The 25,441-nt window shown below is 63.8% G+C and carries 23 protein-coding genes and 1 pseudogene; 18 read left to right on the top strand and 6 right to left on the bottom strand.

Annotated features, from left to right (window positions below; translation table 11 throughout):
* The first annotated feature begins 74 nt into the window (after positions 1–74).
* The 3 genes from RMR04_RS00320 to RMR04_RS00310 all read left to right on the top strand — a co-directional run bounded on the left by RMR04_RS00320 (position 75) and on the right by RMR04_RS00310 (position 2,904).
* Positions 75–605, top strand: a complete 531-nt coding sequence (locus tag RMR04_RS00320; protein ID WP_311909423.1) for a VOC family protein — start codon at positions 75–77, stop codon at positions 603–605.
* 92 nt (positions 606–697) lie between these two features.
* Entirely contained in the window at positions 698–1,888 is a 1,191-nt protein-coding gene (locus RMR04_RS00315; RefSeq protein ID WP_311909422.1) for an alpha/beta hydrolase family protein, read from the top strand.
* A gap of 50 nt (positions 1,889–1,938) precedes the next feature.
* On the top strand, positions 1,939–2,904 hold the full coding sequence (locus tag RMR04_RS00310) for an MBL fold metallo-hydrolase (RefSeq protein ID WP_311909421.1): 966 nt from the start codon (positions 1,939–1,941) through the stop codon (positions 2,902–2,904).
* Positions 2,905–3,070: 166 nt separating this feature from the next.
* On the opposite strand, the gene RMR04_RS00305 is transcribed toward RMR04_RS00310, so the two are convergent.
* The 3 genes from RMR04_RS00305 to RMR04_RS00295 all read right to left on the bottom strand — a co-directional run bounded on the left by RMR04_RS00305 (position 3,071) and on the right by RMR04_RS00295 (position 6,445).
* Positions 3,071–3,988 carry a GGDEF domain-containing protein gene (locus RMR04_RS00305; RefSeq protein ID WP_311909420.1) on the bottom strand — a complete coding sequence of 306 codons (918 nt, stop codon included), beginning with the start codon at positions 3,986–3,988 and terminating at the stop codon, positions 3,071–3,073.
* 623 nt (positions 3,989–4,611) lie between these two features.
* The gene (locus RMR04_RS00300) at positions 4,612–4,812 is read right to left on the bottom strand and encodes a DUF2783 domain-containing protein (protein ID WP_311909419.1); all 201 of its coding nucleotides are present in this window, start codon (positions 4,810–4,812) and stop codon (positions 4,612–4,614) included.
* Positions 4,802–6,445 (bottom strand): FAD-dependent oxidoreductase, encoded by a 1,644-nt coding sequence (locus RMR04_RS00295; RefSeq protein WP_311909418.1) that lies wholly within the window; start codon positions 6,443–6,445, stop codon positions 4,802–4,804. Before RMR04_RS00295 ends, RMR04_RS00300 begins: the two co-directional genes overlap by 11 nt.
* Positions 6,446–6,632: 187 nt before the next feature.
* Between RMR04_RS00295 and RMR04_RS00290 the strand changes: the two genes are divergently transcribed.
* From RMR04_RS00290 to RMR04_RS00260, 7 genes are all read left to right on the top strand, one after another.
* A complete protein-coding gene (locus RMR04_RS00290; protein WP_311909417.1) occupies positions 6,633–7,769 on the top strand; it encodes an ABC transporter substrate-binding protein in 1,137 nt (378 codons plus the stop codon).
* 75 nt (positions 7,770–7,844) lie between these two features.
* Positions 7,845–8,717: a branched-chain amino acid ABC transporter permease gene (locus tag RMR04_RS00285; RefSeq protein WP_311909416.1), complete on the top strand. Its 873-nt coding sequence runs from the start codon at positions 7,845–7,847 to the stop codon at positions 8,715–8,717.
* 5 nt (positions 8,718–8,722) lie between these two features.
* The gene (locus tag RMR04_RS00280; protein ID WP_311909415.1) at positions 8,723–9,667 is read left to right on the top strand and encodes a branched-chain amino acid ABC transporter permease; all 945 of its coding nucleotides are present in this window, start codon (positions 8,723–8,725) and stop codon (positions 9,665–9,667) included.
* Complete coding sequence (locus RMR04_RS00275) at positions 9,664–10,446, top strand: ABC transporter ATP-binding protein (protein ID WP_311909414.1); 783 nt, start codon at positions 9,664–9,666, stop codon at positions 10,444–10,446. Before RMR04_RS00280 ends, RMR04_RS00275 begins: the two co-directional genes overlap by 4 nt.
* A complete protein-coding gene (locus RMR04_RS00270; RefSeq protein ID WP_311909413.1) occupies positions 10,439–11,140 on the top strand; it encodes an ABC transporter ATP-binding protein in 702 nt (233 codons plus the stop codon). The genes RMR04_RS00275 and RMR04_RS00270 overlap by 8 nt, the downstream gene beginning before the upstream one ends.
* A gap of 57 nt (positions 11,141–11,197) precedes the next feature.
* The gene (locus tag RMR04_RS00265) at positions 11,198–12,286 is read left to right on the top strand and encodes a TRAP transporter substrate-binding protein (RefSeq protein WP_311909412.1); all 1,089 of its coding nucleotides are present in this window, start codon (positions 11,198–11,200) and stop codon (positions 12,284–12,286) included.
* 27 nt (positions 12,287–12,313) lie between these two features.
* A complete protein-coding gene (locus RMR04_RS00260) occupies positions 12,314–14,026 on the top strand; it encodes an FAD-dependent oxidoreductase (protein ID WP_311909462.1) in 1,713 nt (570 codons plus the stop codon).
* A 183-nt stretch (positions 14,027–14,209) separates the two neighbouring features.
* On the opposite strand, the gene RMR04_RS00255 is transcribed toward RMR04_RS00260, so the two are convergent.
* A complete protein-coding gene (locus RMR04_RS00255) occupies positions 14,210–14,614 on the bottom strand; it encodes a winged helix-turn-helix transcriptional regulator (protein WP_311909411.1) in 405 nt (134 codons plus the stop codon).
* Positions 14,615–14,724: 110 nt separating this feature from the next.
* On the opposite strand from RMR04_RS00255, the gene RMR04_RS00250 reads away from it, so the two are divergent.
* Positions 14,725–15,609, top strand: coding sequence for an SDR family oxidoreductase (locus RMR04_RS00250; protein ID WP_311909410.1), 885 nt, complete (start codon positions 14,725–14,727; stop codon positions 15,607–15,609).
* Positions 15,610–16,140: 531 nt separating this feature from the next.
* Here the strand turns inward: RMR04_RS00250 and RMR04_RS00245 are convergent.
* Positions 16,141–17,130 (bottom strand): acrylyl-CoA reductase (NADPH), encoded by a 990-nt coding sequence (locus tag RMR04_RS00245; RefSeq protein WP_311909409.1) that lies wholly within the window; start codon positions 17,128–17,130, stop codon positions 16,141–16,143.
* Between the two features lie 146 nt (positions 17,131–17,276).
* On the opposite strand from RMR04_RS00245, the gene RMR04_RS00240 reads away from it, so the two are divergent.
* From RMR04_RS00240 to RMR04_RS00210, 7 genes and pseudogenes are all read left to right on the top strand, one after another.
* Complete coding sequence (locus RMR04_RS00240) at positions 17,277–18,242, top strand: Bug family tripartite tricarboxylate transporter substrate binding protein (protein ID WP_311909408.1); 966 nt, start codon at positions 17,277–17,279, stop codon at positions 18,240–18,242.
* A gap of 19 nt (positions 18,243–18,261) precedes the next feature.
* Positions 18,262–19,470: an acyl-CoA dehydrogenase family protein gene (locus tag RMR04_RS00235; RefSeq protein WP_311909407.1), complete on the top strand. Its 1,209-nt coding sequence runs from the start codon at positions 18,262–18,264 to the stop codon at positions 19,468–19,470.
* A pseudogene (locus RMR04_RS00230) lies at positions 19,467–20,128 on the top strand (CoA transferase subunit A). Before RMR04_RS00235 ends, RMR04_RS00230 begins: the two are co-directional and overlap by 4 nt.
* Positions 20,125–20,811 (top strand): 3-oxoacid CoA-transferase subunit B, encoded by a 687-nt coding sequence (locus RMR04_RS00225; RefSeq protein WP_311909406.1) that lies wholly within the window; start codon positions 20,125–20,127, stop codon positions 20,809–20,811. Before RMR04_RS00230 ends, RMR04_RS00225 begins: the two are co-directional and overlap by 4 nt.
* On the top strand, positions 20,808–22,238 hold the full coding sequence (locus tag RMR04_RS00220) for an FAD-binding oxidoreductase (RefSeq protein WP_311909405.1): 1,431 nt from the start codon (positions 20,808–20,810) through the stop codon (positions 22,236–22,238). Before RMR04_RS00225 ends, RMR04_RS00220 begins: the two co-directional genes overlap by 4 nt.
* Positions 22,239–22,572: 334 nt before the next feature.
* Entirely contained in the window at positions 22,573–23,682 is a 1,110-nt protein-coding gene (locus tag RMR04_RS00215; protein WP_311909404.1) for a pyridoxal phosphate-dependent aminotransferase, read from the top strand.
* Positions 23,683–24,104: 422 nt separating this feature from the next.
* Positions 24,105–24,464 carry a hypothetical protein gene (locus tag RMR04_RS00210; RefSeq protein ID WP_311909403.1) on the top strand — a complete coding sequence of 120 codons (360 nt, stop codon included), beginning with the start codon at positions 24,105–24,107 and terminating at the stop codon, positions 24,462–24,464.
* 110 nt (positions 24,465–24,574) lie between these two features.
* Here RMR04_RS00210 and RMR04_RS00205 read toward each other — a convergent pair whose 3' ends face one another.
* A complete protein-coding gene (locus RMR04_RS00205; RefSeq protein ID WP_311909402.1) occupies positions 24,575–25,426 on the bottom strand; it encodes a GNAT family N-acetyltransferase in 852 nt (283 codons plus the stop codon).
* Positions 25,427–25,441 lie beyond the last annotated feature (15 nt).

The raw sequence follows: 25,441 nt of genomic DNA, 5'->3' as shown, positions 1-25,441 counted from the left end.
CCCTGAGAAAGGAGGACATATCCGGTGCCGCGGCCACGGCAGACTGCTTCCAGTCACTCCAGAGGAGCAGCCGCATGTCAGACCTTCCGCCGATCAAGGGCCTGTATCACTTCTCATTCCCCTGCAGGGACGCAGAGGAAACCCGCGCGTTTTATGAGGACTTGCTCGGGCTCCCGCTCGTCAACTTCATGCAGGCCGACAAGGTGCCGAGCACCGGCGAGGAGAAGCCCTACGCCCACATGTTCTTCGAGATGCGTGACGGGTCCTACATCGCTTTCTTCGACCTGTGCGAGAACGCGATGCCACAACCCTCCCCGAACACTCCCGACTGGGTCATGCATTTCGCGGTCGAGGTCCCGACGGTAGACGACGTCCTCGCCATGAAGGCGCGCCTGCAGGCCAAGGGCATCGACGTGAAGGGTCTCGTCGATCACGACTTCATCCAGTCGATCTATTTCTTCGATCCCAATGGCCTGCGCCTGGAGGTGACGACGCGAACCGAACAGCCGGGCGTCATCGAGGAGGCCAGGCGAACCGCCCATGACCAGATCGCAGCGTGGAGCCGTTTCAAGGAAAAAAGACTGGGCGCCGCCGCGAGGGCCTAGTCTCACTGCGCCGGACGCGAGCTTCGATCCGGCTCCAAGATGACCCGTGACGCAGATCGCGTCCGGCACCAACCATCAACCACGAGATTGCGATGCAAACTATTGCGGTGCCGGCGGCCAGCTGGGACAGGATCCCGGTCATCATACGGTTCCCGGAAAAGCTGGCCATGGTCGAGACCTACGGGTTCTCGGGCAATCAGGGCGAAGTCGTGCTTGAAGGACAGCACCTTCTGCCGAGAAACTGCCCCTCGGATACCCTCTTCCTGCTGATGCATCCCACTTCGACCCTGCAGCTATTGCCGATTCCGGCCGCCCTAGCGGCTGCGGGCATCCATGTGCTCTGCGCCGGGAGCAGATACGCGAAGAACGACAGCGCCTTGATCATGGAGAAGGTAGCCTATGATTTGGGGGCCTATATCCGCTACGCGAAGGATGAGCTGAAGTATCGCAAGGTCGTGCTCGTCGGCTGGTCGGGAGGCGGCTCGTTGTCGTTGTTCTATCAAGCCGAGGCGGAGGCTCCCATGGTCACAGAGACGCCGGCAGGCGACCCTTACGACCTGACGCGTGCCGACCTCACGCCCGCAGACGGGGTGATCTTCATTGCCGCCCATCTCAGCCGTGCCGAAACGCTCACCGAATGGCTTGATCCGTCAGTCATCGAAGAAAACGATCCCGACGCTCGCGACCCCGAGTTCGACATCTACCGGGAGGGCTTCCGGAATGGACCACCGTTCTCACCGGACTTCGTCGCGGCCTTCCGTGAACGGCAGCGGCAGCGCAACGGCAGGATCACTTCCTGGGCCGTCGACACCCTCGCCCGGCTCCGCGAACGGAACGACGGGGAGCGAGAGCGCGCTTTCGTCGTGCACAGGACGATGTGCGACGTGCGTTGGCTCGACCCGACGCTCGATCCCAACGATCGGCGTCCCGGGTGGACCTATCTCGGCGATCCCCGGATCGCCAACTCAGCCCCGGCTGGCCTCGCCCGTTTCTCGACGCTTCGATCCTGGCTGTCGCAGTGGTCCCTCACCCGATCTCACGTGACGGCGGCACGCAACGCATCCCGCATCCGCCGAACTCCGGTTCTGCAGATCGAAAACAGCGCGGACGATGCAGTGCCGGCGACGCATAATCCGATCGTGCGCGACGCCCTCGGCACAGCGGACAAGGAATTTGTCGTGATCAAAGGCGCCACGCATTATTACGTCGGACAACCCGAGCTGCTTCGGGAGTGCCTTGAAGTCATCCGGGACTGGAGCCGAAGGCACGGGTTTGCAGGCTGACCGGAATTTTTCATTTAACGACGCGACGAACTCAACGAACAGGAAATGTCATGGTCGCCTTCGCCTCAACAGCCGACATCGCCAACCAAACGGCCCGGATCGTCGAATTCGCCGAAGGCGTCTACGGCTATGTAAGCCAGCACGATCCCAACTGCGGCTTCGTGGTGGGCGACGAGTATGTCGTCGTCATCGACACTCGCGCGACACCGATGGCCGCGCGGGCATGGATCACCGACATACGCACCGTCACGGACAAGCCGATACGATACGCGTTCCTGACCCACTACCACGCCGTGCGCGCCATGGGAGCCTCCGCCTTCGGCGATGCCGCCATCGTGGCGAGCAAGGCCACTGGCGCCCTCTTGACCGAGCGCGGCCAGGGCGACTTCGAGGCTGAGATGCAGCGCATGCCCCGGCTTTTCGAGGGCTTCGAGGAAATACCCGGTCTGACCCAGCCCCATATCCTGTTCGACGAGGAAGTGACTCTCAGGGTCGGTCGACGCCATATTCACCTGACGCATATCGGCAAGGGCCATACCGCAGGCGACTCCATCTGCTGGATCCCCGACTGCGGCGTTCTCTTCGGCGGCGACCTCATCGAAAACCGCACGGGCATCTATTGCGGCGACGCCTACATCCACGACTGGCTCGACACGCTGGAGCGTTTGCGGGCGTTCTCTCCCAAGGTCCTTGTGCCGGGACGCGGAGCCCCGCTCACGACGCTTCAGGCGGTGAGCGACGCCGTTGACAGCCACAAGAACTTCCTCGTAACGCTGCTGCGCACCGTACAGCTAGGCCTTGATAGGGGGGCAGACCTCCCGGGATGCTACCAATTGGCGCGCGAGCGCATCACCCCGCTCTACGGCGACTGGCCGGTCTACGATCACATCCTACCGTTCGGCGTGGCTCGGGCATACGACGAGCTTCGGGGTCTGAAGCACCCGCAGATCTGGACGCCCGAACGGGACAAGGCTTTATGGAAGACCGTACATCCTGAAACCTTGGCATCGGCCTGAGCGGACAGCCAGCGGCGACGGTCAACGAATGCTCAGGCCGTAGCGCGAAGCTGCGCCGTCCGCCGCCGGCAGGGCCAAACTAAAGACGACGCGGGCGGTGTGCGACGCTCGGAGTGGACGGGCTATGAGCGCAGTATCGATCGCGACGCGCGCCTTCGAAGCGCGATCATTGGAGCGGTTGCGGTTCGCCTTCAGGTGCAAGCAGAAGGGACGTTTCAACTCTGTTTCGGCCCATATGTTTGGCCTTGTACAGAGCCATGTCTGCGGCCGCGAGCAGACCTTCGGGCATCCGCGCCGTTCCTCCCGCTCGGGCCATGGCGGTCGCGGCCCCTGTGCTGATGGTCACCACCAGCCCGCCGGCGATGTTCCCTGCGTGAGGTATGCCAAGAGCCTCGATCGAAATCCGGGCGCGCTCCGCTAGCGACGCGGCGCCCCGCGCGCCGACTTCCGGTAGGATCACCGCGATCTCCTCGCCGCCATATCGAGCCAATGTACATGGCTCGCCTTGGAAAGCTCCGGTCAGCGCAGCGGCGACAGCGCGTAGGGCGTCATCGCCAACTTGGTGTCCGTACTGGTCGTTGAAGCTCTTGAAATGGTCGATGTCGATGAGTAGCAGCGACATGTGGCCAGCGTTCCTGAGGATTTGCTGCCAAGCCGCGTCGAGCTTCTCGTCGAAGGCCCGGCGGTTCGAAAGACCCGTCAACACATCGACGAGAGCCATGCGGGAAAGCTTCTCTTCAAGCTCTTTCCGCTCAGTCACGTCGCGTATTATGACGACCATATCGCCCAACTTGCCGGTCGCCGGGTCGCGCAAGAGTCGCCTGCTGGCCTCTCCCCAAAGTATCCGTCCGTCTTTGTGATGAAATCTGAACGTATCGACGCCGCCAAGCTCCTTTCCGGCCATCAGAGCTTCGACTGCCTCGAAAAAGATATGCAAGTCCTCGGCAACGATGACCTTCTCCGGACCGCTGCCCATCAGTTCCTCGGGCGACCAGCCCATGATCGCTTCGCAAGAGGGCGAAATGTAGCGCGGGCGATGATCCGGACCTAGGCGGAGGATCATGTCGGCGCTGCATTCGGCCATCTGTCGGAAGGGCTCGTCCTCGGAACTCGCTCTTGGTGGTGGGGGTGCGTTCCGCCGCCGGAGCGCATTTGCAAGCCGCGAGAAGATCATGGGTATGTTCCTGCTAATCTTCACGATGCAGGAGCTTCGTTTCCAAATGGTGAGCTTTGCAGTTTCAATGCGGTCGCAGTTATGATCTGCCTGCGGCCGGCGATCCATGGCGAGGCGCTTGCAAAGGTGATGCAACGTCACTCGGAAACCGCCGATGTAGACCGTCGATGCCCGGTCCCTGGGTTCCTAGGCAGGGCATTTTATCAAACGCCCACTCCAAGGGTTGCACGCTGCTGCGGCCAACGACGCGGCAAAAGGGCGCGTCCTAGTCGCCGACGCGCCGCCAACGCCCTGCATTGAGCATGGCAGGCCGAGCACGAAGGAACCCCAGGTCGCCAAGCCGGACCCAGTGCCGCCAATTCAAATTCGCATGAACTAGAGGAGCGCAGCCCGCATTCGGGGCGTCTCGCCCGAAATGGCTAAGCGCATCCATGATCAAACCCGCGCCAACGCGACCAGCAAGGTCGCCGAGGGGGATCCAGATCCAACGCAAAGAGCATGATCTGGAGTCGTGGACAGGCCGGTCCACCTGCCTAGGACTTTCGGCTCCCGGACTCACCAGCTGCCTTTAGGCACTCGACCAAGACGCTCCGATCCTTGATCTGGTTTGCCAACAAGAAGACGAGCCTGATGTTCAATGCGGCGCTCTCTTCAAGGGTCTTCCCTCCATGCTCTCGGCAGAGGGCCTCGTAGAAGTCGTCAGGATCTGGAATCGCGATCGTTTCAAGGTTCATTGGGAAGTTCCTCGGCAATGCCGGGCGCCCGCGCGCCAAGCGCTCTCCCCAACAGCACGGCAACGTTTTCGGCCCCCACGTCGTCGAGATAACCAGCAACGTGTAGATCCGGCCTGACAAGAACCCCCTCGTGCCCGGCAAGACCCAGCAGTCCGCCGAGGTCCCCCGCCGGATCCCTGATGTCGGCTTCCTCGCCAGGTCCGACGGTGAACACCCTTAACAGCGGGTCCACGGCCGCCGGTGGCGCACCATCACGCGTGAGCAGAACGAAGCTCGGAATTCCCCCCACGATGTCGACGAGCGTGCCCGCCCTGCCGTCCCCGCAAACGAAGGCCGCGTTGGGCACCGACGCTCCCCCGCCGTCTGCGACAAAGTCGGAGCGCGGATACGTGAAAGCCTCCGACAGCCTGCCCGTGTTCACGAGAGATCGCGCAAAAGGATAGCGGCGCGCCAACGCTATGACCTGTTCCTGGATTAGGCGTTCCTGAGCGGTGGCTGGCGAGACGAAGCTCAGACTGCGGGATGCGACCCTGGTGTTGTGAACGGCGGCCGCCCGGCGCTCGAGGTCATAGCTGTCGAGCAGTCGCGCAGGAGCCAGTCCAGCCAGTACAAGCGCAAGTTTCCAGCCGAGGTTGTCGGCATCCTGTATGCCACTATTGCCACCGCGGGCGCCGAATGGCGGAAAGACGTGGGCGCTGTCGCCTGCAAAGAGGATGCGATCCCGGCGGAAGTTGTCGAGCAGATGGGTCCGCGAGGCCCAAGGGCCATACCATATGAGATCGAAGGCGACGTCGGGACCGAGCAACCGCCGTAGCAGAGCGCGACAGGTTTCCTCGCTCGGCTCCGTATCGTCGCCGGCATCGAGTTGAAAGTCGATCCGCCAAATCCCGTCAGCCATCGGGTGGCGCCACACGGCGCGCCCGTCGTTGGCACGCGTGCGGATCCAGGTCCATCTTTCGTTGGGAAGCGCGTCGGCAAATCGCACGTCGCAGATCAGCCATCGCTCGGTGCCTTTCGCAGGATAGGTCGGCAAGGCGAGACCGTTACGCAGCGTGCTGTTCAGTCCCCCGCAATCGACCACCCAGTCGGCCTCGATCTCGTAGCGGCCTCCCGACCATTCGACCTCCAGCGTGACGAAATCGTCGTTCACGCGCACCCCGGTCAGCCTGTTGCCCCAGCGGACGTCGGCCAGCGGATGTCCGTGCAGTCGCTCGGCAAGAAACCATTCCACATAGAACTGCTGAATGTTGAGGAAGGGCGGCTGGCAGGACAGATTCCCCCGGGCGGCGTCGAAGGAGTAGACGACCTCGTCCTCGACCAGAGACCGTCCGATCGACCAGGCGATCCCCTTCGACGCGATACGATCGAAAACGCCAAGCCGGTCGAATATCTCGAGGCTCTTTTGCGCATACACGATGCCGCGCGAGGCCGAGCCCCGGACGCCCACGGTGTCGTCCTCGTCCAATAGGACGACAGGCTGCCCGCGGGCCGCCAGATCGCATGCCAGCGTGAGCCCGCACAATCCACCTCCAACGACCACGACCGGGTGGCGGGTTTGCGCTTCTCCGTCCGAGGGTGGTGAGTAAGTGGCGAACGTCGGTATCCGGTAACCGTCCCTAGTGCTCTCGATCACGAAGCGGGACCTCCTCTTGGTCAGGGACCTACGTTCGCTGCTTCGACTCCCAGCGACCCAGGATCGCCGATAGCGCGTAGCCGGCCAAGAAAACGTCCCCTCAGAAGGGGGACATTGCGGCCGGCCCGAACGTCTTAACTGCCACTAATTAATCCGGCGATCGAACCGGTTCTTCAGGGAGGGAAACATGCGAGCACTCGCTCTAGCGGGGCTGTTGTCGGTAGCTTCGGTTCCGGCTCTAGCTCAAGACACCGTGACAATCGGCGCAGTGCTGTCGGTCACCGGTGCGGCCGCTTTCCTTGGAGAGCCCGAGGAAAAGACCCTGCGGATCTATGTCGACAAGCTCAACGCCGAAGGGGGTCTGCTCGGCAAGCAGATCAAGCTCGTGATCTACGACGACGGCAGCGATGCCAACAAGGCGCGGACCTTTGCGACCCGCCTCCTGGACGACGGCAAGATCGCCGCGATGATCGGCGGAACCACGACCGGCGCTTCCATGGCGATGCTTCCCGTGTTCGAGGAGCGTGGCGTCCCATTCATCTCGCTTGCCAGCGGCATCAGCATCATCGAACCGGTGCACAAGTTCGTCTTCAAGGTTCCGCACACCGACAAGATGGCTTGCGAGCGGATCTTCGAGGACATGAAGGCACGCGGACTGTCGAAGGTCGGCCTGATCTCCGGCAGCGACGGGCTCGGCCAGTCGATGCGCGACCAATGCGTCGCCGTCGCGCCCAGGTTCGGCGTTCAGATCGTCGCCGATGAGAAGTACGGTGCGCGCGACAGCGACATGACGGCTCAGCTGGCAAAGATAAAGGCGGTCCCTGGCCTGCAGGCCGTCCTCAATGCTGGCGCAGGCCAAAGCCCTGCCATCGTCACACGCAACTTCGCCCAGCTCGGTTTCTCAAATATCGCTCTGTATCAGAGCCACGGCGTGGCCTCGAAGAGTTTCATCGAGTTGACCGGTGCCTCCGCCGAAGGCGTTCGTCTCCCATCGGCGGCCTTGTTGATCGCGGGGCAGCTTCCCGCTTCGGACGTCCAGAAGCCCGTCGTGATGGCTTACAAGCAGACCTACGAGACGGCCACCGGGCAACCGGTCTCGACCTTCGGGGGACATGCCTATGACGCGTTGATGATCGTGGCGGATGCCGCCAAACGCGCAAAATCCCTCGATCCCGAAAAGCTTCGCGACGCAATCGAGACGACGAAGGAATTCGTCGGCACGGGCGGTGTCTTCACCTTCACCCCGAAGGACCATCTTGGCCTTGAGCCCTCGGCATTCAAGATGATCGTCATCAAGAACGGTGATTGGACGCTCGCCAACTAGGCAGGTCGCTCCGAACCGAAACCGGCGTCGCGGCCGGATCGCACTCTCACCTGGCACGCGGATCGGGCAAGCGTCATGGCTGAACTGCTACAGTATCTCGCGACGGGCATAACGATCGGGGCGGTCTATGCGCTGGTCGCCCTGGGATTCACGCTGATCTACAACTGCTCCGGAATCGTGAACTTCGCGCAAGGCGAATTCGTGATGATCGGGGGCATGGTCACGGTTGCCCTCACCGCCTACGGCCTGCCGCTCGAGGCGGCAGCAGCCGGCGCGGTGGCCGTGGCGATCATGGTCGGCATCGCGATCTACGTCTTCGCCGTCGCGCCGGCGGGACGCGCGTCGCCCGTGACGATCATCATCATCACCATCGGCGTCTCGATCTTCCTGCGCGGCTGCGCGCAGATCCTGTTCGGCAAGCAGTTCCATGGCCTGAAGCCGTTCCTCACCGAGGAGCCGGTCATGATCATGGGCGCGGCCGTGCAGTCGCAGGCCTTCCTCGTCATTGGCGGGATGGCTGCGGCATCGCTGGTCTTCTGGCTCATGCTGGAACGTACGCTGGTCGGCAAGGCGCTGCTGGCCACGGCAGCCAACCGGCTCGCGGCCCAGTTGGTCGGAATCGACCTGCGGCGCATCATGCTGATCGCCTTCGGCGGGTCTGCCGCGATCGGCGCGATCGCGGGCATCCTCGTTACGCCGATCACCCTGACCAGCTACGACGTCGGCACGATGCTCGCGCTGAAGGGCTTCGCAGCTGCAATGCTGGGCGGGATGGGCAGTCCTCTCGGCGCCGTCGCGGGCGGCCTGCTGCTCGGCCTCGCCGAGGCGCTTGCGGCCGGGTATCTCAGCTCCGCCTACAAGGATGCGATCGCGTTTCTCGCCACCTTCGCCGTGCTCCTGCTCGCCCCCAACGGGCTGCTTGGCCGGCGCAGCATCAATCGCGTGTGAGCCAAATGCCCTACCGCCTCAGCGACCGTCACTTCGTCGTCGCCGCCCTGGCCGGCGTCATCGTCCTGTTGGGTTGGCTTTTGCCGAACGCATATTTTCTCCGGATCGCCACCCTCGTCTGGATCTTCGCGCTCGCCACGCTGGGGTTGACGGTGCTTATCGGGCAGGCGGGTCAGGTCAGCCTCGGACAGGCCGGCTTCTTCGGCATCGGCGCCTACAGCGCCGCGATCCTCCCGACCCATTTCGGCGTGTCGCCGCTCGTGACCCCATTCGTCGGCGCGTTCATTTCGGGCGCTCTCGCCTTCGTTGTCGGCCGGCCGATCCTGCGCTTGAAGGGACATTATCTTGCCATCGCGACCCTTGGCCTCGGCTTCCTCATCAGCATGGTGTTGACCAACGAGGCCGGCTGGACCGGTGGACCCGATGGGATGCAGGTGCAACGACCTGTGGTCTTCGGCGTGAATCTCCGGCAGCCCGCGGCCTGGTACTGGATCAGCGCGGTCAGCTTGCTGATCGGTGGCTGGCTCGTGCTGAACCTTGATGGCACCACGACAGGCCGAGCCTTTCGCGCCCTCCGCGACAGCGAGGTTGCTGCCAGCGTGATGGGCATCGACGTCAGCCGAATGAAGCTGCGCGCCTTCGTCCTCGCCGCCATCTATGCCTCCTGCGCCGGGTCGCTTCTGGGCCTCTCCAACGGCTTCGTCACACCCGACCAGTCAAGTTTCCTGCAGTCGGTCGAGATGGTCACCATGTCGGTCCTGGGCGGCGTTCATTCCGTGGTCGGCGCAATCGTAGGTTCGGCCATGCTGGTGCTCCTGCCGCAGATGCTGACCGTCATGCAGGACTACGAAACCCTCGTCCTGGGCGCGATCGTCGTCGTGGTCATGATCTTCCTGCCAGGCGGTGTCGTGCCGGCGATTGCCGCCCTCACGAGACGGCGGACGCGATGAGCATCTTGCGCGCCCACGACGTTTCGATCGCCTTTGGCGGGGTGAAGGCCCTGAACGAGGTAGGTTTCGATGCGATTGCCGGCGAAGTTCTGGCCATAATCGGTCCCAACGGGGCCGGAAAGACGACGCTTTTCAATGTCGTCTCGGGACTCTATCGGCCGTCGAGCGGTCACGTGGAGCTCAACGGCCGGGACATCGACGGACTTCCACCCCATCGCCTCGCAGGCATGGGGCTGTCCCGGACCTTCCAGAATTTGCAGGTCTTCACGGAAATGAGCTTGCTCGATAACGTGTTGGTCGGCCGTCATCTGAAGGAACGCCATAGCTTTCTGGGCGACCTGCTGCGCGTTCCGAGCGTAGCGAGACAATACGAGGCCAGCAAATCGCGGGCGGCAGAGCTAGTCCGTCGCGTAGGCTTAGAAGCGCAGATGTCGGCAATGGCAGGAACCCTGCCCTACGGCGCCCTCAGGCGCCTTGAGATCGCCAGGGCGCTTGCGACCGAACCGCAGGTTCTCATGCTCGATGAGCCTGCCGCGGGATGCAACCCGGCGGAGACACGCGAGCTGGCCGCTCTCATCAGATCGCTTGCCGACGACGGCCGGGCCGTGGTCCTCGTCGAGCACGACATGCGCCTCGTCATGTCGATCTCCGATCGCATCGTCGTGCTCGATCGAGGGCGCGTGATCGCGAGGGGAACTCCAACCGACATCCGTGCCAACGAAGCGGTCATCGAAGCTTATCTCGGTCGCATAGGTGCAGAGGACGCAGCCCGTGCTTGAGGTTTACGGCGCGTCGGGCGGCTATGGCCCAATCCAGGTTCTCCATGACCTGTCGCTGCGCGTCGACAAGGCCGAACTCGTTGCCCTCGTGGGTTCCAACGGCGCCGGCAAGACGACGCTGCTGCGCGCGATCTCTGGCCTTCAGCCGCTGACGGCGGGGGATATCCGGCTGGACGGCGAGCCGATCCGGCACATGCCGGCCCATCAGCGCGTTGCCCGCGGGCTCGCCCATGTGCCCGAGGGCCGCCAAGTCTTCGGGCCCCTCTCGGTCGAGGACAATCTGCGGCTGGGAGCCTATCTGGACCGGAGCGGCGCCGTCTCGCGGAAGAGGGACAGCGTCTTCGATCTGTTCCCGGCGCTCGCTGAAAAACGCCATGCAGCGGCGGGCAGCTTGTCGGGGGGGCAGCAACAGATGCTCGCCATCGGGCGGGCCCTGATGTCCTCTCCTCGGGTCCTGATGCTTGACGAGCCGTCGATGGGACTCGCCCCTAACCTAGTCGATAACATTCTCGACATCGTAGGCCAGCTCACGCGCGACGGCATGGCCATCCTCCTGGTGGAGCAAAATGCCGTGGCCGCACTACGCATTGCTGCCCGAGGCTATGTCATCGAGACCGGACGGATCACGCAGGCGGATACCGCGACAGCGCTGTTGGGCGACGAACGCCTGCGAGCGGCGTACCTCGGTGAATGATTATCCGGGGATAGAGGTGCATCCGCCGGAGATGAACCAACTTGAGGAGGAACTGACATGAAGAGGCGCGAAATCCTTACAGCCGCAGCGGGCGTCGCTGCCGCATCCGTGATGGCGCGGCCCGCGTTCGCGCAAGGCCGGCCCAAACTGAAATGGCGCATGGTATCGAGCTTCCCAAAAAGCTTGGACACCAGCTTCGGGGCAGGTGTCTTTCTTGCGAAGCGCGTCTCCGAACTGACCGAAGGCGGGTTGGAGCTGCAGGTCTTCGCCCCAGGCGAGATCGTCGGAGGGCTTGAGGCTCTGGATGCCGTCTCGAACGACACTGTCGAGTGCTGCCATTCCGTGAGCTTCTACGGCTTGGGGAAGGATCTGAGCTTCGCCGTAGGATCGGGCCTACCCTTCATCTTCAACGCTCGCCAGCTGCAGGCGTGGACGTTCGAGGGTGGAGGCCTGAACCTCATGAACGAGTTCTATTCCGGCTTCAACCTATGGGGTCATCCCTGCGGCAATACCGGCGCGCAAATGGGAGGCTGGTTCCGGAAGGAGATCGCCACGCTGGACGATCTCAAGGGTCTGAAGATGAGGATCGGGGCGATGGGAGGCCAGATCCTTTCGCGCCTAGGCGTCGTGCCCCAGCAGATTGCAGGCGGCGACATCTATGCCGCTCCGGAGAGAGGTACGATCGACGCCGTGGAATGGTCCGGCGCCTACGACGACGAGAAGCTCGGCTTCGCCAGGGTGGCTAAATACTACTACTCGCCCGGCTGGTGGGAAGGCGGCCCCATGCTGCATTTCTTCGTCAACCTGAAGCGCTGGAACGATCTTCCCGCCTCTTACCAGGCCGCGCTTACCTCGGCTTGCCACGAAGCCAACAACCGGATGCTAGCCCAGCTCGACGCACGCAATGGAGCCGCGCTGAAGCGGCTGGTGGGTACCGGCGTCCAGCTGCGCCTGTTCTCGAAGGAGATCCTCGACGCCTGCTACAACGAGACGATGAAGCTCTATGACGAACTCTCGGCCAAGAACCCCAAGTTCGCCAAACTTTACGCCAGCATCAACGCCCTGAGGGGCGACATGCTCCTCTATCAGCGGATCGCGGAGCTCCCCTACGACTCGTTCGTGTACTCCCGCTCGTCGGGCAGATGACGCATGGATACGCAAGGACAAATGGGCATGTCGTCGACTTCACCGTCCCATGCCGGTCACCCAGGCGCCGAACGGCACGTCTGTGACGTGCTCGTGGTCGGTTCCGGGGCGGGAGGCATGGCCGCGGCGGTGACCGCGAGACTTGCCGGCCTGGACGTCCTGCTGGTCGAGAAGACCGATCGCATCGGCGGGACCACCGCGCTTTCCGGCGGGGGGCTGTGGGTTCCGGCCAACCCTCTGGCACGGGCGGCAGGTGTGGAGGACGACGTCGATGATGCGCGGCGCTATGTCGAGAGCCTCGCCGGGAACCATATAGATCAGCCGGTGCTCGATGCATTCCTCGCTGCCGGACCCGAGATGGTCTCATTCTTCCACGCGCACACCGACGTGCGTTTCGTCAGCTCGACCAAGTTTCCCGACTACCACCCCGATCGTCCCGGTGCGGGTGTCGGGCGCACGCTGCTGACCGAGCCTTTCGATAGTCGGGAACTCGGTGAGGCACGCCCGATGTTGAGGGAACCGTTGCGGCAAATGACGCTCGGAGGAATGACCCTGGCCTCGGGCGACGAGCTCTGGCACTTCCTGAGGGCGTCGCGATCCGCTCGCTCCGCGCTCTATGTCGCCCGCGTCATGGCGCGCCATCAGCTGGACAGGATCCGTTACGGCTACGGGACCCGCCTGACGAACGGAAACGCGCTGGCCGCACGGCTGCTGAGGACCCTGCTGAGGCTCGACGTCCGAATCTGGCGGCGCGCCGCCGTCAGGGAGCTCTCGGTCGGTGCCGGCGCGCCCGAGGCCTCGATCGAGCATGACGGCGTACAGGTGCGCGTCGAGGCCCGGCGGGGCATCGTTCTCGCATGCGGGGGGTTCCCGCATGACGAGGCACTGCAGCGACGTCTATTTCCGCACGTTCGCACCGGAAGCCGACACGCCTCCCCCGCCCCGGCGGGCAACCAGGGCGATGGCTTGCGCCTGGGCGAGGCCGCGGGCGGCCATGTTCGTTCCGATCTAGCCCATGCGGCCGCCTGGGTGCCGGTGTCCGTAATTTCGGAACGGGACAGATCGGTATTCCCGCATCTCGTGGATCGGCAAAAGCCAGGGTTCATCGCCGTCGATCGCAGCGGCCGCCGTTTCGTCAACGAGGCGGAAGCCTATCACGCGTTCGTTCCTGCCATGGTGGCTGCGACCCCGCCCGGCATGCCGGTGATGGCCTACCTTGTCTGCGACCATCGGGCGATACGGAAATATGGCCTCGGCTACGCCAAGCCGTGGCCCTTGCCGCTCGGCCCCCACCTGCGCTCCGGCTATCTCAAACGAGGTCGCACTCCGGAGGAGCTCGCAGCGCATCTGGGTCTCGACCCGAACCCATTCCGCGAGACGATAGATCGCTTCAATGCGCAGGCAGAGGTCGGGCAAGACCCAGAGTTCGGACGCGGAAGCACGGCTTACAACAAGTTTATGGGCGATCCCTCGCACGGCCCCAACCCATGCCTGGCGCCGCTTCGACAGCCGCCATACTACGCCGTGCGTCTGGAAATCGGGGACCTGGGTACGTTCGCCGGGCTGAAGGTCGATGCCCACGCCCGAGTGCTGGACAAGGCGGAGCGACCGGTCGAGGGTCTCTATGCAGTCGGCAACGATATGGCCAGCGTGCTTGGCGGTAGCTATCCGGGCGCGGGCAGCACACTTGGTCCAGCCATGGTGTTTGGGTTCCTCGCCGGTCGACACCTTTCAATATAGGGTTTGTACCTGTGAGCGGCCGTGCGCTTGCTGCCGTCTCGTTTTCTGGTGTTGATCGTGCATCACGGGCTCGGTCGTATCACTAAGGTGATTGCCGGGTGGGGCAGAAGTCGATGTTCGCGCACCAACCGGTAGAAGCCCGCCGAAGCGGACGATCCTGCTGCACGATCGACCAATCGAAAATCAAGCGTTCTGAGCATTGGTGTCGAACTGCTGGCGCGCCTCTCGAATGGCGCCGTGGTGAGTTTGTGCCCAGCCGACCAGAGCAACGAGCGGTTCCACCACCGATCGCCCCAGGGGCGCGAGGCGGTATTCCACACTCGGCGGTTTGGTTGGAAAGACATGGCGCGTGATGAACCCGTCCCGCTCCAAATCCCGCAGGGTCTGTGTGAGCATCCGCTTGGAGATGTCGGGCACGGCCCGGTTCAGGGCGCTAAACCGGAGCGCCCCCACGGCAAGGGTAAGCAGGATCAGTGACGACCATTTGTCGCCAATGCGATCCAGCACGTCTCGCGCCGGGCAAGTCGAAGCATCGACATTGGTGGCCTGCCACAACGCGAACATGCCCAACAGGTCAGCCGAACTCATTCGATGGTTCCTTCCACGTAACCCATTCCCAAAAAACTGCCTCCTTACGCAGCATCGCGGTCTCGGATAGTAACCTTCTCTCCCGAAGGAACCAGCGAGAAGTCGATCTCATGCCATTAGATGCTCATCAGCGCCTCTTCGTGACCGGTGCCACAGGCCAACTCGGACAACTCGTCATCGCAGTCTTGCTGCGCAGCGTACCCGCTTCGCAGATCGTAGCAGGAGTCCGGGACGCCGGAAGCGAGGCTGCCCAAGGACTGCATGCCCGGGGAATTGAGACCCGCGTGGCCGATTATGCCCAGCCCGCCAGCCTCGCTGCGGCCTTTGCCGGTATCGATAGGCTCCTGCTGATTTCCTCCAGCGAGGTCGGTCAGCGCGGGGCACATCACCAGAACGTCATCACGGCCGCCAAACAGGCAGGCGTCAAACTGATCGCCTACACCAGCTTCCTACACGCCGATACGTCCATCATGAAACTGGCCGTCGAGCACAAACTCACGGAGATCGCCCTGCAGGCCTCCGGGGTTCCGTTCACCCTGCTCCGGAATGGCTACTACAGCGAGAACTGGGCGCCTTCGATCCCCGCCGCCTTGGCACACGGTGTCGTCCTGGGTTGCGCCGGGGAAGGTCGCATCGCAGCGGCTTCGCGGGCGGACTATGCCGAGGCGGCCGCCGCTGTGCTCGCCTCTGCCGATGATCAGGGCGGGCGAATCTACGAACTGGTCGGCGATGAAGCATTCACCCTGAGCCAGCTCGCCACGGCGATTTCCGAAGCCGCCGGTAAGCCCGTGGCTTATCGCAACATGACGCAAAACGAGTATCAAACGGCTCTAGTCGGCTTCGGTGTTCCAGAGCAGTTCTCAGCCCTTCTCGCCGACACCGAGATTTGCGCTGCCAACGGTGCATTGTTCGACGAGAGCCGACAGTTGAGTACCCTCATCGGTCGGCCGACAACACCGATGCCAGTGACTATTGCGGACCTCGTCAAGGGTTAGGACGTTTAGCCAATGGGCTGGAAGATCGTTCTTGCCTGCGAAGCCAAGTAGGACACCCAGGCATCAACGGTCCTGCAGCTAGCATCAGCCGCCGCACGCGGCCGATGCTAGCTGCACTGGCCACCGCTCTCGCCGGGCTCCGGCGTCAACCGGTAGAGGCGCTCCATGCGATAGGTGTTGCGTGCCGCCGCAGAGCGACCCCGGTCAGGACCATCAGCCCATGCTCCTAGCGGCAGCGGTAGCCTTTAGCGCCTTCGCCGGGAGCGGTGGCCCCAAGCGGCAGTCCGCCACCTACCGCCCGCGTCCCGGAAGTTGGGATGCTCTATCTATCAGATTACGGATAACAGGAGCTTCAAAGCAACAAATCGTTCCATATGCGAGCCCATTGTCGAATGGACGGTCCGCACGATCCTGCCGGTACCCATCGCGCCGGGACCGGAACGCAGCAGCACGGGTATCGAGCCTCTCGCCTTGATCGGACCCGATGCGTTTCGGTTGTTCGGCGCTTCGGTCACGCGTTGCAAATTCGCGTTAGCCCCCGGCCTCCAGGTCGATGACCACGCGCCCTCGGACTTGCCCTGCCATCAACTGCTCGGCAACGTCGGCCACTTCGGCAAGCTGGATCGTGCGCGTGACCGTCTCGAGCTTGAGCGCATCCAGGTTCTCCGACAGCCGCCGCCATGCCTCGACGCGCTCCGCGATTGGACGGGTCACGCTGTTGATCCCCAGCAGAGCCACGCCGCGGAGGATGAAGGGCGCGACCGACGTCGGCAGGTCCAGCCCTTGCGCCATGCCACAGGCAGCGACTGCGCCGTCCGCCTTGGTGCTCGCGCAGGCGTTTGCGAGCGTATGACTGCCGACGGAATCGACCACCGCAGCCCAGCGCTCCCGTTGCAGCGGCTTGCCCGGCTCGGAGAGCGTGCTCCTATCGATGACCTCGGCGGCGCCCAGGTCCTTGAGGTAGGCCTCCTCCAACATCCGTCCCGTCGACGCGACGACCCGGTAACCCAGGCCGTTTAGGAGCGCCACTGCGATGCTTCCGACGCCCCCGCTCGCCCCGGTCACGAGGACCTCGCCGCGTCCAGGCTCCAACCCGAAACGCTCGAGGGCCATGATGCAGAGCATCGCGGTATAGCCAGCCGTTCCGATGGCCATGGCCTGCTTGGCGGTCAGGGCCTCGGGTAGCCGGATCAACCATTCGCCGCGCACGCGCGCACGCTCTGCCAGCCCGCCCCAATGCTGTTCGCCCACGCCCCATCCATTCAGAAGAACGCGATCACCGGGCGCGAACTCAGGATGATCGCTGTGTTCGACGACGCCGGCGAAGTCGATGCCTGGCACCATCGGGAAGCTGCGGACGATCGGGCCTTTGCCCGTGATCGCGAGGGCGTCCTTGTAGTTGATGGTGCTGGCCTCGACCCGAACCGTGACGTCGCCGGCCGGGAGGCGATCCTCGGACAGATCCGTCACCGATACGCGCTGACCCTTGTCGTCCTTGTCGATCAAGATTCCCCGAAACATGGTCCGCTCCCTTTGATGGCCCGCCCTTTGCGGCGTCGACACATATTTGGGCAACACAAGCCCAATTTGGCAACATGATGCTTATTGACGACTTGATGCCTTTGGGCAACTCTGACCCCAACGCATAAAAGGGGAAGGGCTTGTCAATGAAAAAGCTTCTGGTCTGCGCAGCGTTCGCCTCGATGATCGTCACCGGTTTCGCCTCAGCGGCCGAGCCCGATTATCCAACCCGGCCCGTCAGACTCGTCGTGGGATATCCCGCAGGCGGACAGACGGACGTCCTCGCGCGTATCATCGCAAAGAACTTGGGCGAGCAACTCGGCAAGCAGGTCATTGTCGAAAACACAGGCGGCGCCGGCGGTACCATTGGCGCCCTGAACGTCAGCAAGGCAGCTCCCGACGGATACACGCTCCTGATGAGCGTGGAAGCGACGCAGACGCGAGCTAAGGTCTTCTATCCGAAGGTCGCCTACGACCAGCTGAGCAGCTTCACGCTCCTTCGCAAAATGGCGAAACAGCGCGCGGTCCTTGTGGTGAACTCCAACTTCCCCGCCAAGACGGTCGCGGAACTGGTCGCATACGCCAAGGCGCGCCCTAAGGAGCTGAACTACGGCGGTACGTTGGGTACGACTTCCCATATCGGGGGCACGATTTTCGGCAAGTTGTACGGAACCCAGATGACGTTCGTTACCTATCCGGGCGGCGCACAGCCGATCACGGATTTGCTCACGGGCACGATCCAGGTTGGGTTCTTCACCGAGTCGACGGTCGCCGAGTACATCAAGGCCGGCTCGCTTCGGGCGCTGGCGGTACTGGCGCCCGAGCGATCGGTAACCTTCCCGGACCTGGCAACGATCGAGGAGGCCGGCGGCAAGGCTTTCGATATCTCGGCCTGGTTCGGCGTCGCCGGTCCAGCCGGACTGCCTCCGGCCGTGGTCAAACGGCTTATGGAAGCACTCGACAAGATCAGTGACAGCCCCGAGTTCGCCTCCCAGATCCAGTTCATTGGCGCGGTTCCGATCAAGGATTCCAACCCGCAGAATTTTGCAGCCGACGTGGCGAAAGAGGTCGCGTACTGGGGAGAGTGGGCGAAAGAGAACAAGCCGGATTGAGCGACCAATCGGTACGGCCATGACCTTCTTCGCCCAGTACGACGACGCGCTGTCGGATGCCGAGCGCGAGCTCGTCTCGAAGGCACGCTGGTTCTGTGAAGGCAAATTCTCGGAGGAAACCCGCCAGGCTCACCTTCGAGGGGTCCCATTCGCGCGGGAGTGGATCAAGAGCTGGGCCGACGAGGGAATGCTCGGCCTTCAGGTCAAGCCAGAGCACGGCGGCCACGGCGCGTCCTTCATCTGCAAGGTCCGCGTCGCACAGGAAGTCGCCCGCCACAGCTTCGCGGCCGCGTTCTGCCTCAACAACCTGCAAGGCCAGGCGACGAGGCTGTCGCGTGCCGGAAGTGACGAGCAGCGAAGCCACCTGCTCGCAGGGCTCGTCGCCGGTTCGATCCTCGCGGCGCCTTCCATGTCGGAGCCAAGCGGCGGCAGCGATCTCGGCGCCCTCACCACGACGGCGACGCCCGTGTCGGGCGGCTGGCTAGTCAACGGTGTGAAGGACTGGGTGACGAACGGAACGATCGTGGATTGGGTGTCCATGCTCGTGCGCTCGGGCGAGAGCGCGGAGCTGATGAGCCTCCTCGTTCCTTGCGGCGCGGAGTCGTCCGTCACGCGGGAAGAGGTTCCGTTGGCGGGCGGCAGGTCGTTCCGGCTCGCGAAAATGACATTTCGCGATCATTTCGTGCCGGATTGGGCGCTGCTGGGACCCGCGGGCAACGCGGTGAGGGCGTCCATGGCGGCGGTCAATGCCGCGCGAGTGCACGTCGCGGCGATGGCGGTCGCGACACTTCATTCGGCTCTCTGCGAGGCCGTCCGATACTGTGGGAGGCGCGAAGCGCTCGGCAAGGTCTTGCTCGCCCACCAGGGGCTGCAGTGGGAGCTTGCCGAGGTGGCGGCGCGACTGGAGGCGGCCAATGCCCTCGGCTTTAAGGCCGCTCAGCTCGTGGACCGCGGCCTGCCGGCGCAGACCGCCGCGGCCCAGTGCAAGAAGTTCGCCGTCGATACGGCGATCTGGGGCATCGATCAGTGCATTCGGGCGATGGGCGCGGTCGGGGCGAGCGACGCGCACCGCCTGGGGATGCACCTCGCGGAAGTCCGGCTCGCAGCCTACGCCGACGGGACGAACGAGATGATGCTCGATCGCATCGGGCGAGGCCTCGCAAAGGATTACGGCATGCCCGTCGCCGGGGAGCAGGCGCCGACAGGGATGGAGGGGAAACCAACATGAGGAACGTCGTCGTCGCGAACGCCGCCGCTGCAGTCGAAGGTCTGCGTGACGGTGATGTGGTCATGGTCGGCGGGTTCGGTGGCGCAGGTCTCCCTCGCGCCATCGTCCGCGCCGTGGCGGACCTCGGGGTGCGTGGCCTCACCTTGATCTCGAACAACGCCGGAACCGAGGGCGACGACCTGTCCCTGTGGTTCCGCTCCAGGATCGTAAGCAAGATCATCTGCTCCTATCCGCGCAACTCCAAGGACTTCACAGCACAGTATCGCGCGGGCGCGGTCGAGATGGAGCTGGTCCCGCAGGGTACGCTGGTCGAAAGGATCAGGGCGGGCGGCGCCGGCCTGGGGGCTTCCTGAGCCCCGTTGGCATCGGCACCGTGTTCGAACATGGGAAGCAGAAGGTCGACGTCGGTGGGCGCACCTACCTGCTGGAGACGCCGCTCAAGGCGGACTTTGCCTTCGTAAAGGGGAAGGTCGCCGACACCCTCGGCAACGTCGTCTACAACATGACCGCCCGCAATCACTGCGCCGTCATGGCGACCGCAGCGGACATCGTGGCCGTCGAGGTGGACCGTGTGGTCGAGCCGGGTGAACTTGACCCGGAGGCCATCGTCACCCCTTGCATCTTCGTCAACCGCGTCTTCGCGAGGTCCCAGTCATGAAAGGTCTAGGGCGGCAGGACCTTGCGCGCATGGTCGCGTCGCAACTGCCCCGGGATAGTTTCGTCAATCTCGGCATAGGCGCGCCAACTCATGTGGCCGATTACATGGCACCGGACTCCGGCGTGATCCTGCACAGCGAGAACGGAATCCTCCATGTTGGCCCCGCACCGGCGCCGGGCGAGGCGAACTACGATCTCATCAATGCCGGCAAGTCACCGGTCACGCTCGCGCGTGGCGGTTCGTTCTTCGACTCGTCCATGGCCTTCGCCATGATGCGAGGGGGCCATATCGACGTTGCCGTACTCGGCGCGTTCGAAGTCTCCCAACGCGGCGATCTTGCGAACTGGAACACCGGCCGGGACGAGGGCGAGCCGCCCGGCGTCGGCGGGGCGATGGACCTCGCCGTCGGCGCCAAGCAGATCTGGGTCATGATGGAGCACGTCACCCGCGAGGGCGCGCCGCGCATCGTGTCGGAATGTACCCTTCCGCTTACCGCCACCCGCGTCGTCTCGCGTATCTTCACGAGCCTCGCCATCGTCGAGGTCGAGACGGACGGCCTCGTTGTCTCGGCGATCCTGGACGGCGCCCGACTTGAGGATGTCCAGGCTGTGACAGGAGCGCCGCTGAGGCCTGCCGCGCGTCTGCGCTCGATCAGCCCGGACGGACGCGTGGGTGCCTCATGAAGTCCGACGGTCCAACGATCGGTCTGGAAGACATGGCATCCCGTCTGAGGGATGCCATCGGGCCGACATTCGTCCGCGTCGGAGGCCAGGTTCCCGAGCGCAATGGAGCCGATGCCAGCCGCCTGCCACCGATCGCACCCTCCATCCTCGCGACCCCGGACACCACCGAGGCCGTTTCCCAGGTGCTGCGGCTGTGCAGCGAGGCTCATTGGCCGGTCGTCGTTCAGGGTGGCCTCACCGGGCTGGCCGGAGGGGCGCACCCGAAGGGCACGGAGGTCGCTCTGTCATTGGAGCGCATGACGGGGATAGAGGAGATCGACCCGGTCGCCGGCACATTGACGGCTCGGGCCGGCACCATCCTCCAAGTCGTTCAGCAAGCCGCCGTCGAGGCGGGTTTTCTTTGTGGGATCGACCTCGGCGCCCGGGGCTCATGTACGATCGGTGGCAACGTCGCCACGAATGCGGGTGGCAACCGCGTCCTGCGCTATGGGATGACGCGACACAACGTGCTCGGTCTCGAAGCCGTGCTGGCGGACGGTACGATCGTCACGTCTTTGAACAAGATGCTGAAGAACAACGCCGGCTACGATTGGACGCAGATGTTCATCGGCTCGGAAGGCACGCTAGGTGTCGTCACTCGGGTCGTGCTCGGCCTGCACCCCCTACCGGGCGACATCTCGGCCGCGTTCCTGAAGGTCTCTGACTTCGCGGCAGCGGTAGCCGTGCAGAGAGCCCTCGAGCGGGCCTTGCCAGGAAGGCTGATGGCCTTCGAAGCGATGTGGCCCGAGGTGATGGCGATGTCCGAACGCTGTTTCGGACTGAAAAGCCCCTTCGCGTCGCACGACGGCATCGCACTGCTCGTGGAGGTTGAAGCGAGTGAGAGCGAGGTCGATGCGCTGGAGGGATGCCTGATGGGGCTGGTCGACCAAGGCGTAGTCCAGGACGCCTTTCTTGCGCGTTCGGAGGCGGACCGTCTGGGGTTCTGGAAATTTCGGGAGACGCCCTATGAGTATCGAAGCAAATTTGGGACGATGGTCTCGTTCGACATAAGCCTGCCACGGGCCTTACTTGAAGAGGCGGTGGGAACCATCCGCAATCGAGTTCTAGACATGTGGCCGGATACGGTCGTCGCCGTCTTCGGACACCTGGCGGACTCGAACCTCCACGTGATCTTGCTGCGGGTGGACGAAACACTCGGCGGCTACGAGGCGGTCGAAAGCGTGGTCTACGGCACGGTCGGCGAATTTGGCGGCTCCATCTCAGCCGAGCATGGGATCGGTAGGAAGAAGCGGGCATTCCTGCATCTGAGCCGCAGCCCGGCGGAGATCGCGCTGATGGAGCGTGTCAAGGCAGCGCTCGACCCCGGCCGAATTCTCAATCGCGATAGAGTCCTCGGGGGGCGGGAGGTCCACTCATCCGGCCCCTGAACGTTCAAGGTCACCTTGGATATATCGCCCAGGTCGCTTCGGTTGACCGTCGCCTCGGCCACGCCTCCAGCGCGCTGCGCGGTTTACGACGCGAACGATCGTTCGGAGCAAAATTCTTGCATTTTCATGAGGCAAATAGAGCGCCTGCGTCGGCCCGCGCCAAATATACTTCATTTGCAGAAGATGCCGCGAGTTCAAACCGGTGACACGCCATTCGGTCTCAGGGAAAGCTCGCGGTTGCGGCGGTGCGTTTGTCATCGAATTCCCTGCCCCAAGCCCTCTGGCTGAATGTGGCGCGTCAAAATTGTCGTCGAGATTTCGAGTGGAGAGCCTGATGTCGAACAATGAATGCCAGTTCCCGTTCGCAACGCACGTGATCGCGCTGGCTGAAGGCAGGGCCGGCGAACGTCATATCGAGCAATGGCAAGCAGATGGTGCGGTGGCGGCGCTCAATCAGAACGAGGCGTCCGACGCCCCCTCCCCTGCAGTGGCGGTCGCAGTCGAGGGGGCGTTGCGGCATGCCAATCGCTACCCGGACCATCGGGCCCGAGGCCTGCGCGAAAAGCTGGCGACCAAATTGAATGTGGGACAAGACCAACTGATCTTCGGCAATGGAAGCTACGAGATCATCGCCATGCTCTTGCAGGTGGTCTTGCGCGCGGGTTCGGCACTCGCCGTGCCTGAGCCGACTTATCGACGCTATTACGAATCGTCGGTGCTGGCCCAGGCGGAGTACCGCCCCGTCCCGTTGAGGGCGGATGGATGCAACGACCCCAAAGCCCTGGCGGCGGCGGCCCGAGCGGCGGACGTGACCGTCGTCTGCACTCCGAACAACCCGACCGGCGCAGCGCTGACCCGTGACGAATTCAGGGAGATCTCCGATGCGGTCCCATCGAACCACCTGTTGATCGTGGACGAGGCGTATGGAGACTTCTCTCGTGCGCAAGGCGGAATCGATGCAGTCGAAGAGCTGCGGGGAAGTTCACATCCCTGGGTCGTCATCCGGACGCTCTCGAAAGCGCACGGGCTCGCCGGCATTCGATTTGGCTACGCCATAGCCAGCCACACTCGCATCGTCGACATGGTGGATGGCGTACGCGGGCTGTTCAACGTGGGGCGCGTGACCCAGGCCGCGGCGCTGGCGGCGATCGAGGATGAGCAATGGTCGACCGACATCATCGATCGCACGATCACGGAGCGGGAGCGCATGAGATCGGCGTTGCAGGACGCCGGCTTCGAAACCATGCCGAGCGCAACGAACTTCCTGGCGGTCCGCACCCGGCGCAACGGTAGGGAGGTCCAGAAAAGCCTTCGTTCCTCTGGCATACTGACCTCGTTGATCCCCGGCCATGACTACGAAGACTTCGTTCGCATAAGCGTGGGGACGGCGGAGGATACGGACCGGGTCGTGGCGGCCATCACGGCAGCCGGTCGCGAAGCTTAGGCGCCGCAAGGTCCATTATACGCCCGACGGGCGATTCGCGCCCATTCGTTCGGTAGATCCGTGGAGGAGGTATTCCCCACGTCCGACCAAGCCGAATCTTTCCGGCAGGGCGCTGTGTCATCGACGTCCCCGAAAAGGGGCCACGTTTGGTCGTTGCCTATGCGCGCGTCTCCTCGCACGATCTGAAGGCGGATCTGGACAGTTACGTCGCCTCATCGCGGAACGGGCGTCGGCGGAGGGGGCCGTATCGACCGCTACGTGCGAGAGGTGGGTTCGGGCCCGAACGACCGTCGCAAGGAGTTCGGGAGGCTTCTCGCCGATCCCGGCGTGAAGACTATCGTCATCGAGCATCGAGACCGGCTCGCTCGTTTCGGCGGGCCCAGATCGAGCAGGCCCTGAAGCCCGCCGACCGGGGCGTTAGGGTGATCGACGCCGACGAGGTCTCCTACGACCTGGTCCAGGACATGGTCGACCTGATGACCTGCTTCTCGGCGAGGCTGTATGGCCGCAGGTCCGCCCGCAACCGCGCGGCGCGGGCGTCGACCGCCCTCTCCATGATGCGAACCTTCTGCACCGTCGTGCGCGACCCGGCCTGCCATCCGCGACTGGACGCGATGGCCGCCGTGCTGGCGCGGGCGAGGCATGGTGGTGTTTACGCGAAATCCATGTCCGCGGGCGGCTGGTCAAGGACGTCAAGCGCGATGCGATCGTGCCCTTCGCGATCACGCGCTGACGAACGGCACCGAACGAAGACACCGCTGCATTCGCAGCAGCAGTGGTGATTTGGCCCGAATGCGAGGCCAAGTCTTCCGGCGATGCCCTCACCGCGACCCGTGGATTAAACGCCCTGAGGTCTGCGGTGTTCGTCGATGTGTTCCCGATCGCAACCGCGCTATCCCAACGCGTGCGCTGCGAGGCCGAACAAAATGACGTCGTCGGCGACGGGCGGCATCGCACCGTAAGTCATCGTCAGCGTGCCGTCCTTTCTGGGCATCCCCAGCCCTTCGAGCCACATCGACACGCTCTCGTCGCCCGCCAAATCAACACGCGTGAACCTGCCGACGCTGCCGGCCAGCCAGTGCTGAATGAGGACCTGGGCGGCTCGGCGGTCCGACGCTACGACGGGCCCAATACACAAACCACGACCGAATTCGCGCAACATGGCAAAGCCGGCCGGCGTCCCGTCGCGGAGCAGCATCGCGCACTGCGCCTGGGAGAAAAGCGCCGTCATCACTTTGGCTTTGTCCGCCCCACTCGCTCGGGAATACAGCGCTTCGAGTCTTCCATCGGGAGCCGCGACGCGACGTATCGTCTCGTTTTCGGCCAGCACGGGGGGGGCGACCTCCGGGACCAAACCCTGATGCTGGTACAGATCCCCAACCTCGTCGAAGCCCAATCCGCGATAGAGCGGGACCCCGCTTTTCGTAGCTTGAAGAAGGATGGCACTGCCGTCGAGACGAGCGATCATTTCTTGCATCAGCCGGCGGCCCACGCCCCTACCCTGCAGCGCGCCGTCGACGATCACCATTCCCAGGGTCGCCAGTTTCGGGCCATGGCGAAAGGCCATGACCGTGCCTTGGACCTCGCCGCCCGAGACGGCGACCAGCCCTTCACCGACGGAAAACATGAAATCCCAGTCCTGTCGCCGGTGTGGCCAATCGATCTTCCCGGACAGGATGGCGGCGGGGCCGAGATCCTGAGGATTCATCGGCCGGATTTGGATGCTGAGGTCGTCGCCATTCATCTCGTGTATCCCCAA

This window comes from Bosea sp. 685, from assembly GCF_031884435.1.
Taxonomy (GTDB): Bacteria; Pseudomonadota; Alphaproteobacteria; order Rhizobiales; family Beijerinckiaceae; genus Allobosea.
The sequence above is the reverse complement of the archived record's forward strand: the minus strand, read 5'-3'. Positions and strand labels throughout refer to the sequence as shown.

Excerpts from the sequence above, each read along its gene's own strand:
- RMR04_RS00320 (WP_311909423.1), top strand. The coding sequence starts at position 75 with ATGTCAGACCTTCCGCCGATCAAGGGCCTGTATCACTTCTCATTCCCC.
- RMR04_RS00315 (WP_311909422.1), top strand. The coding sequence starts at position 698 with ATGCAAACTATTGCGGTGCCGGCGGCCAGCTGGGACAGGATCCCGGTC.
- RMR04_RS00310 (WP_311909421.1), top strand. The coding sequence starts at position 1,939 with ATGGTCGCCTTCGCCTCAACAGCCGACATCGCCAACCAAACGGCCCGG.
- RMR04_RS00305 (WP_311909420.1), bottom strand. The coding sequence starts at position 3,988 with ATGGCCGAATGCAGCGCCGACATGATCCTCCGCCTAGGTCCGGATCAT.
- RMR04_RS00300 (WP_311909419.1), bottom strand. The coding sequence starts at position 4,812 with ATGAACCTTGAAACGATCGCGATTCCAGATCCTGACGACTTCTACGAG.
- RMR04_RS00290 (WP_311909417.1), top strand. The coding sequence starts at position 6,633 with ATGCGAGCACTCGCTCTAGCGGGGCTGTTGTCGGTAGCTTCGGTTCCG.
- RMR04_RS00285 (WP_311909416.1), top strand. The coding sequence starts at position 7,845 with ATGGCTGAACTGCTACAGTATCTCGCGACGGGCATAACGATCGGGGCG.
- RMR04_RS00280 (WP_311909415.1), top strand. The coding sequence starts at position 8,723 with ATGCCCTACCGCCTCAGCGACCGTCACTTCGTCGTCGCCGCCCTGGCC.
- RMR04_RS00275 (WP_311909414.1), top strand. The coding sequence starts at position 9,664 with ATGAGCATCTTGCGCGCCCACGACGTTTCGATCGCCTTTGGCGGGGTG.
- RMR04_RS00265 (WP_311909412.1), top strand. The coding sequence starts at position 11,198 with ATGAAGAGGCGCGAAATCCTTACAGCCGCAGCGGGCGTCGCTGCCGCA.
- RMR04_RS00260 (WP_311909462.1), top strand. The coding sequence starts at position 12,314 with ATGTCGTCGACTTCACCGTCCCATGCCGGTCACCCAGGCGCCGAACGG.
- RMR04_RS00255 (WP_311909411.1), bottom strand. The coding sequence starts at position 14,614 with ATGAGTTCGGCTGACCTGTTGGGCATGTTCGCGTTGTGGCAGGCCACC.
- RMR04_RS00250 (WP_311909410.1), top strand. The coding sequence starts at position 14,725 with ATGCCATTAGATGCTCATCAGCGCCTCTTCGTGACCGGTGCCACAGGC.
- RMR04_RS00245 (WP_311909409.1), bottom strand. The coding sequence starts at position 17,130 with ATGTTTCGGGGAATCTTGATCGACAAGGACGACAAGGGTCAGCGCGTA.
- RMR04_RS00240 (WP_311909408.1), top strand. The coding sequence starts at position 17,277 with ATGAAAAAGCTTCTGGTCTGCGCAGCGTTCGCCTCGATGATCGTCACC.
- RMR04_RS00235 (WP_311909407.1), top strand. The coding sequence starts at position 18,262 with ATGACCTTCTTCGCCCAGTACGACGACGCGCTGTCGGATGCCGAGCGC.
- RMR04_RS00225 (WP_311909406.1), top strand. The coding sequence starts at position 20,125 with ATGAAAGGTCTAGGGCGGCAGGACCTTGCGCGCATGGTCGCGTCGCAA.
- RMR04_RS00220 (WP_311909405.1), top strand. The coding sequence starts at position 20,808 with ATGAAGTCCGACGGTCCAACGATCGGTCTGGAAGACATGGCATCCCGT.
- RMR04_RS00215 (WP_311909404.1), top strand. The coding sequence starts at position 22,573 with ATGTCGAACAATGAATGCCAGTTCCCGTTCGCAACGCACGTGATCGCG.
- RMR04_RS00205 (WP_311909402.1), bottom strand. The coding sequence starts at position 25,426 with ATGAATGGCGACGACCTCAGCATCCAAATCCGGCCGATGAATCCTCAG.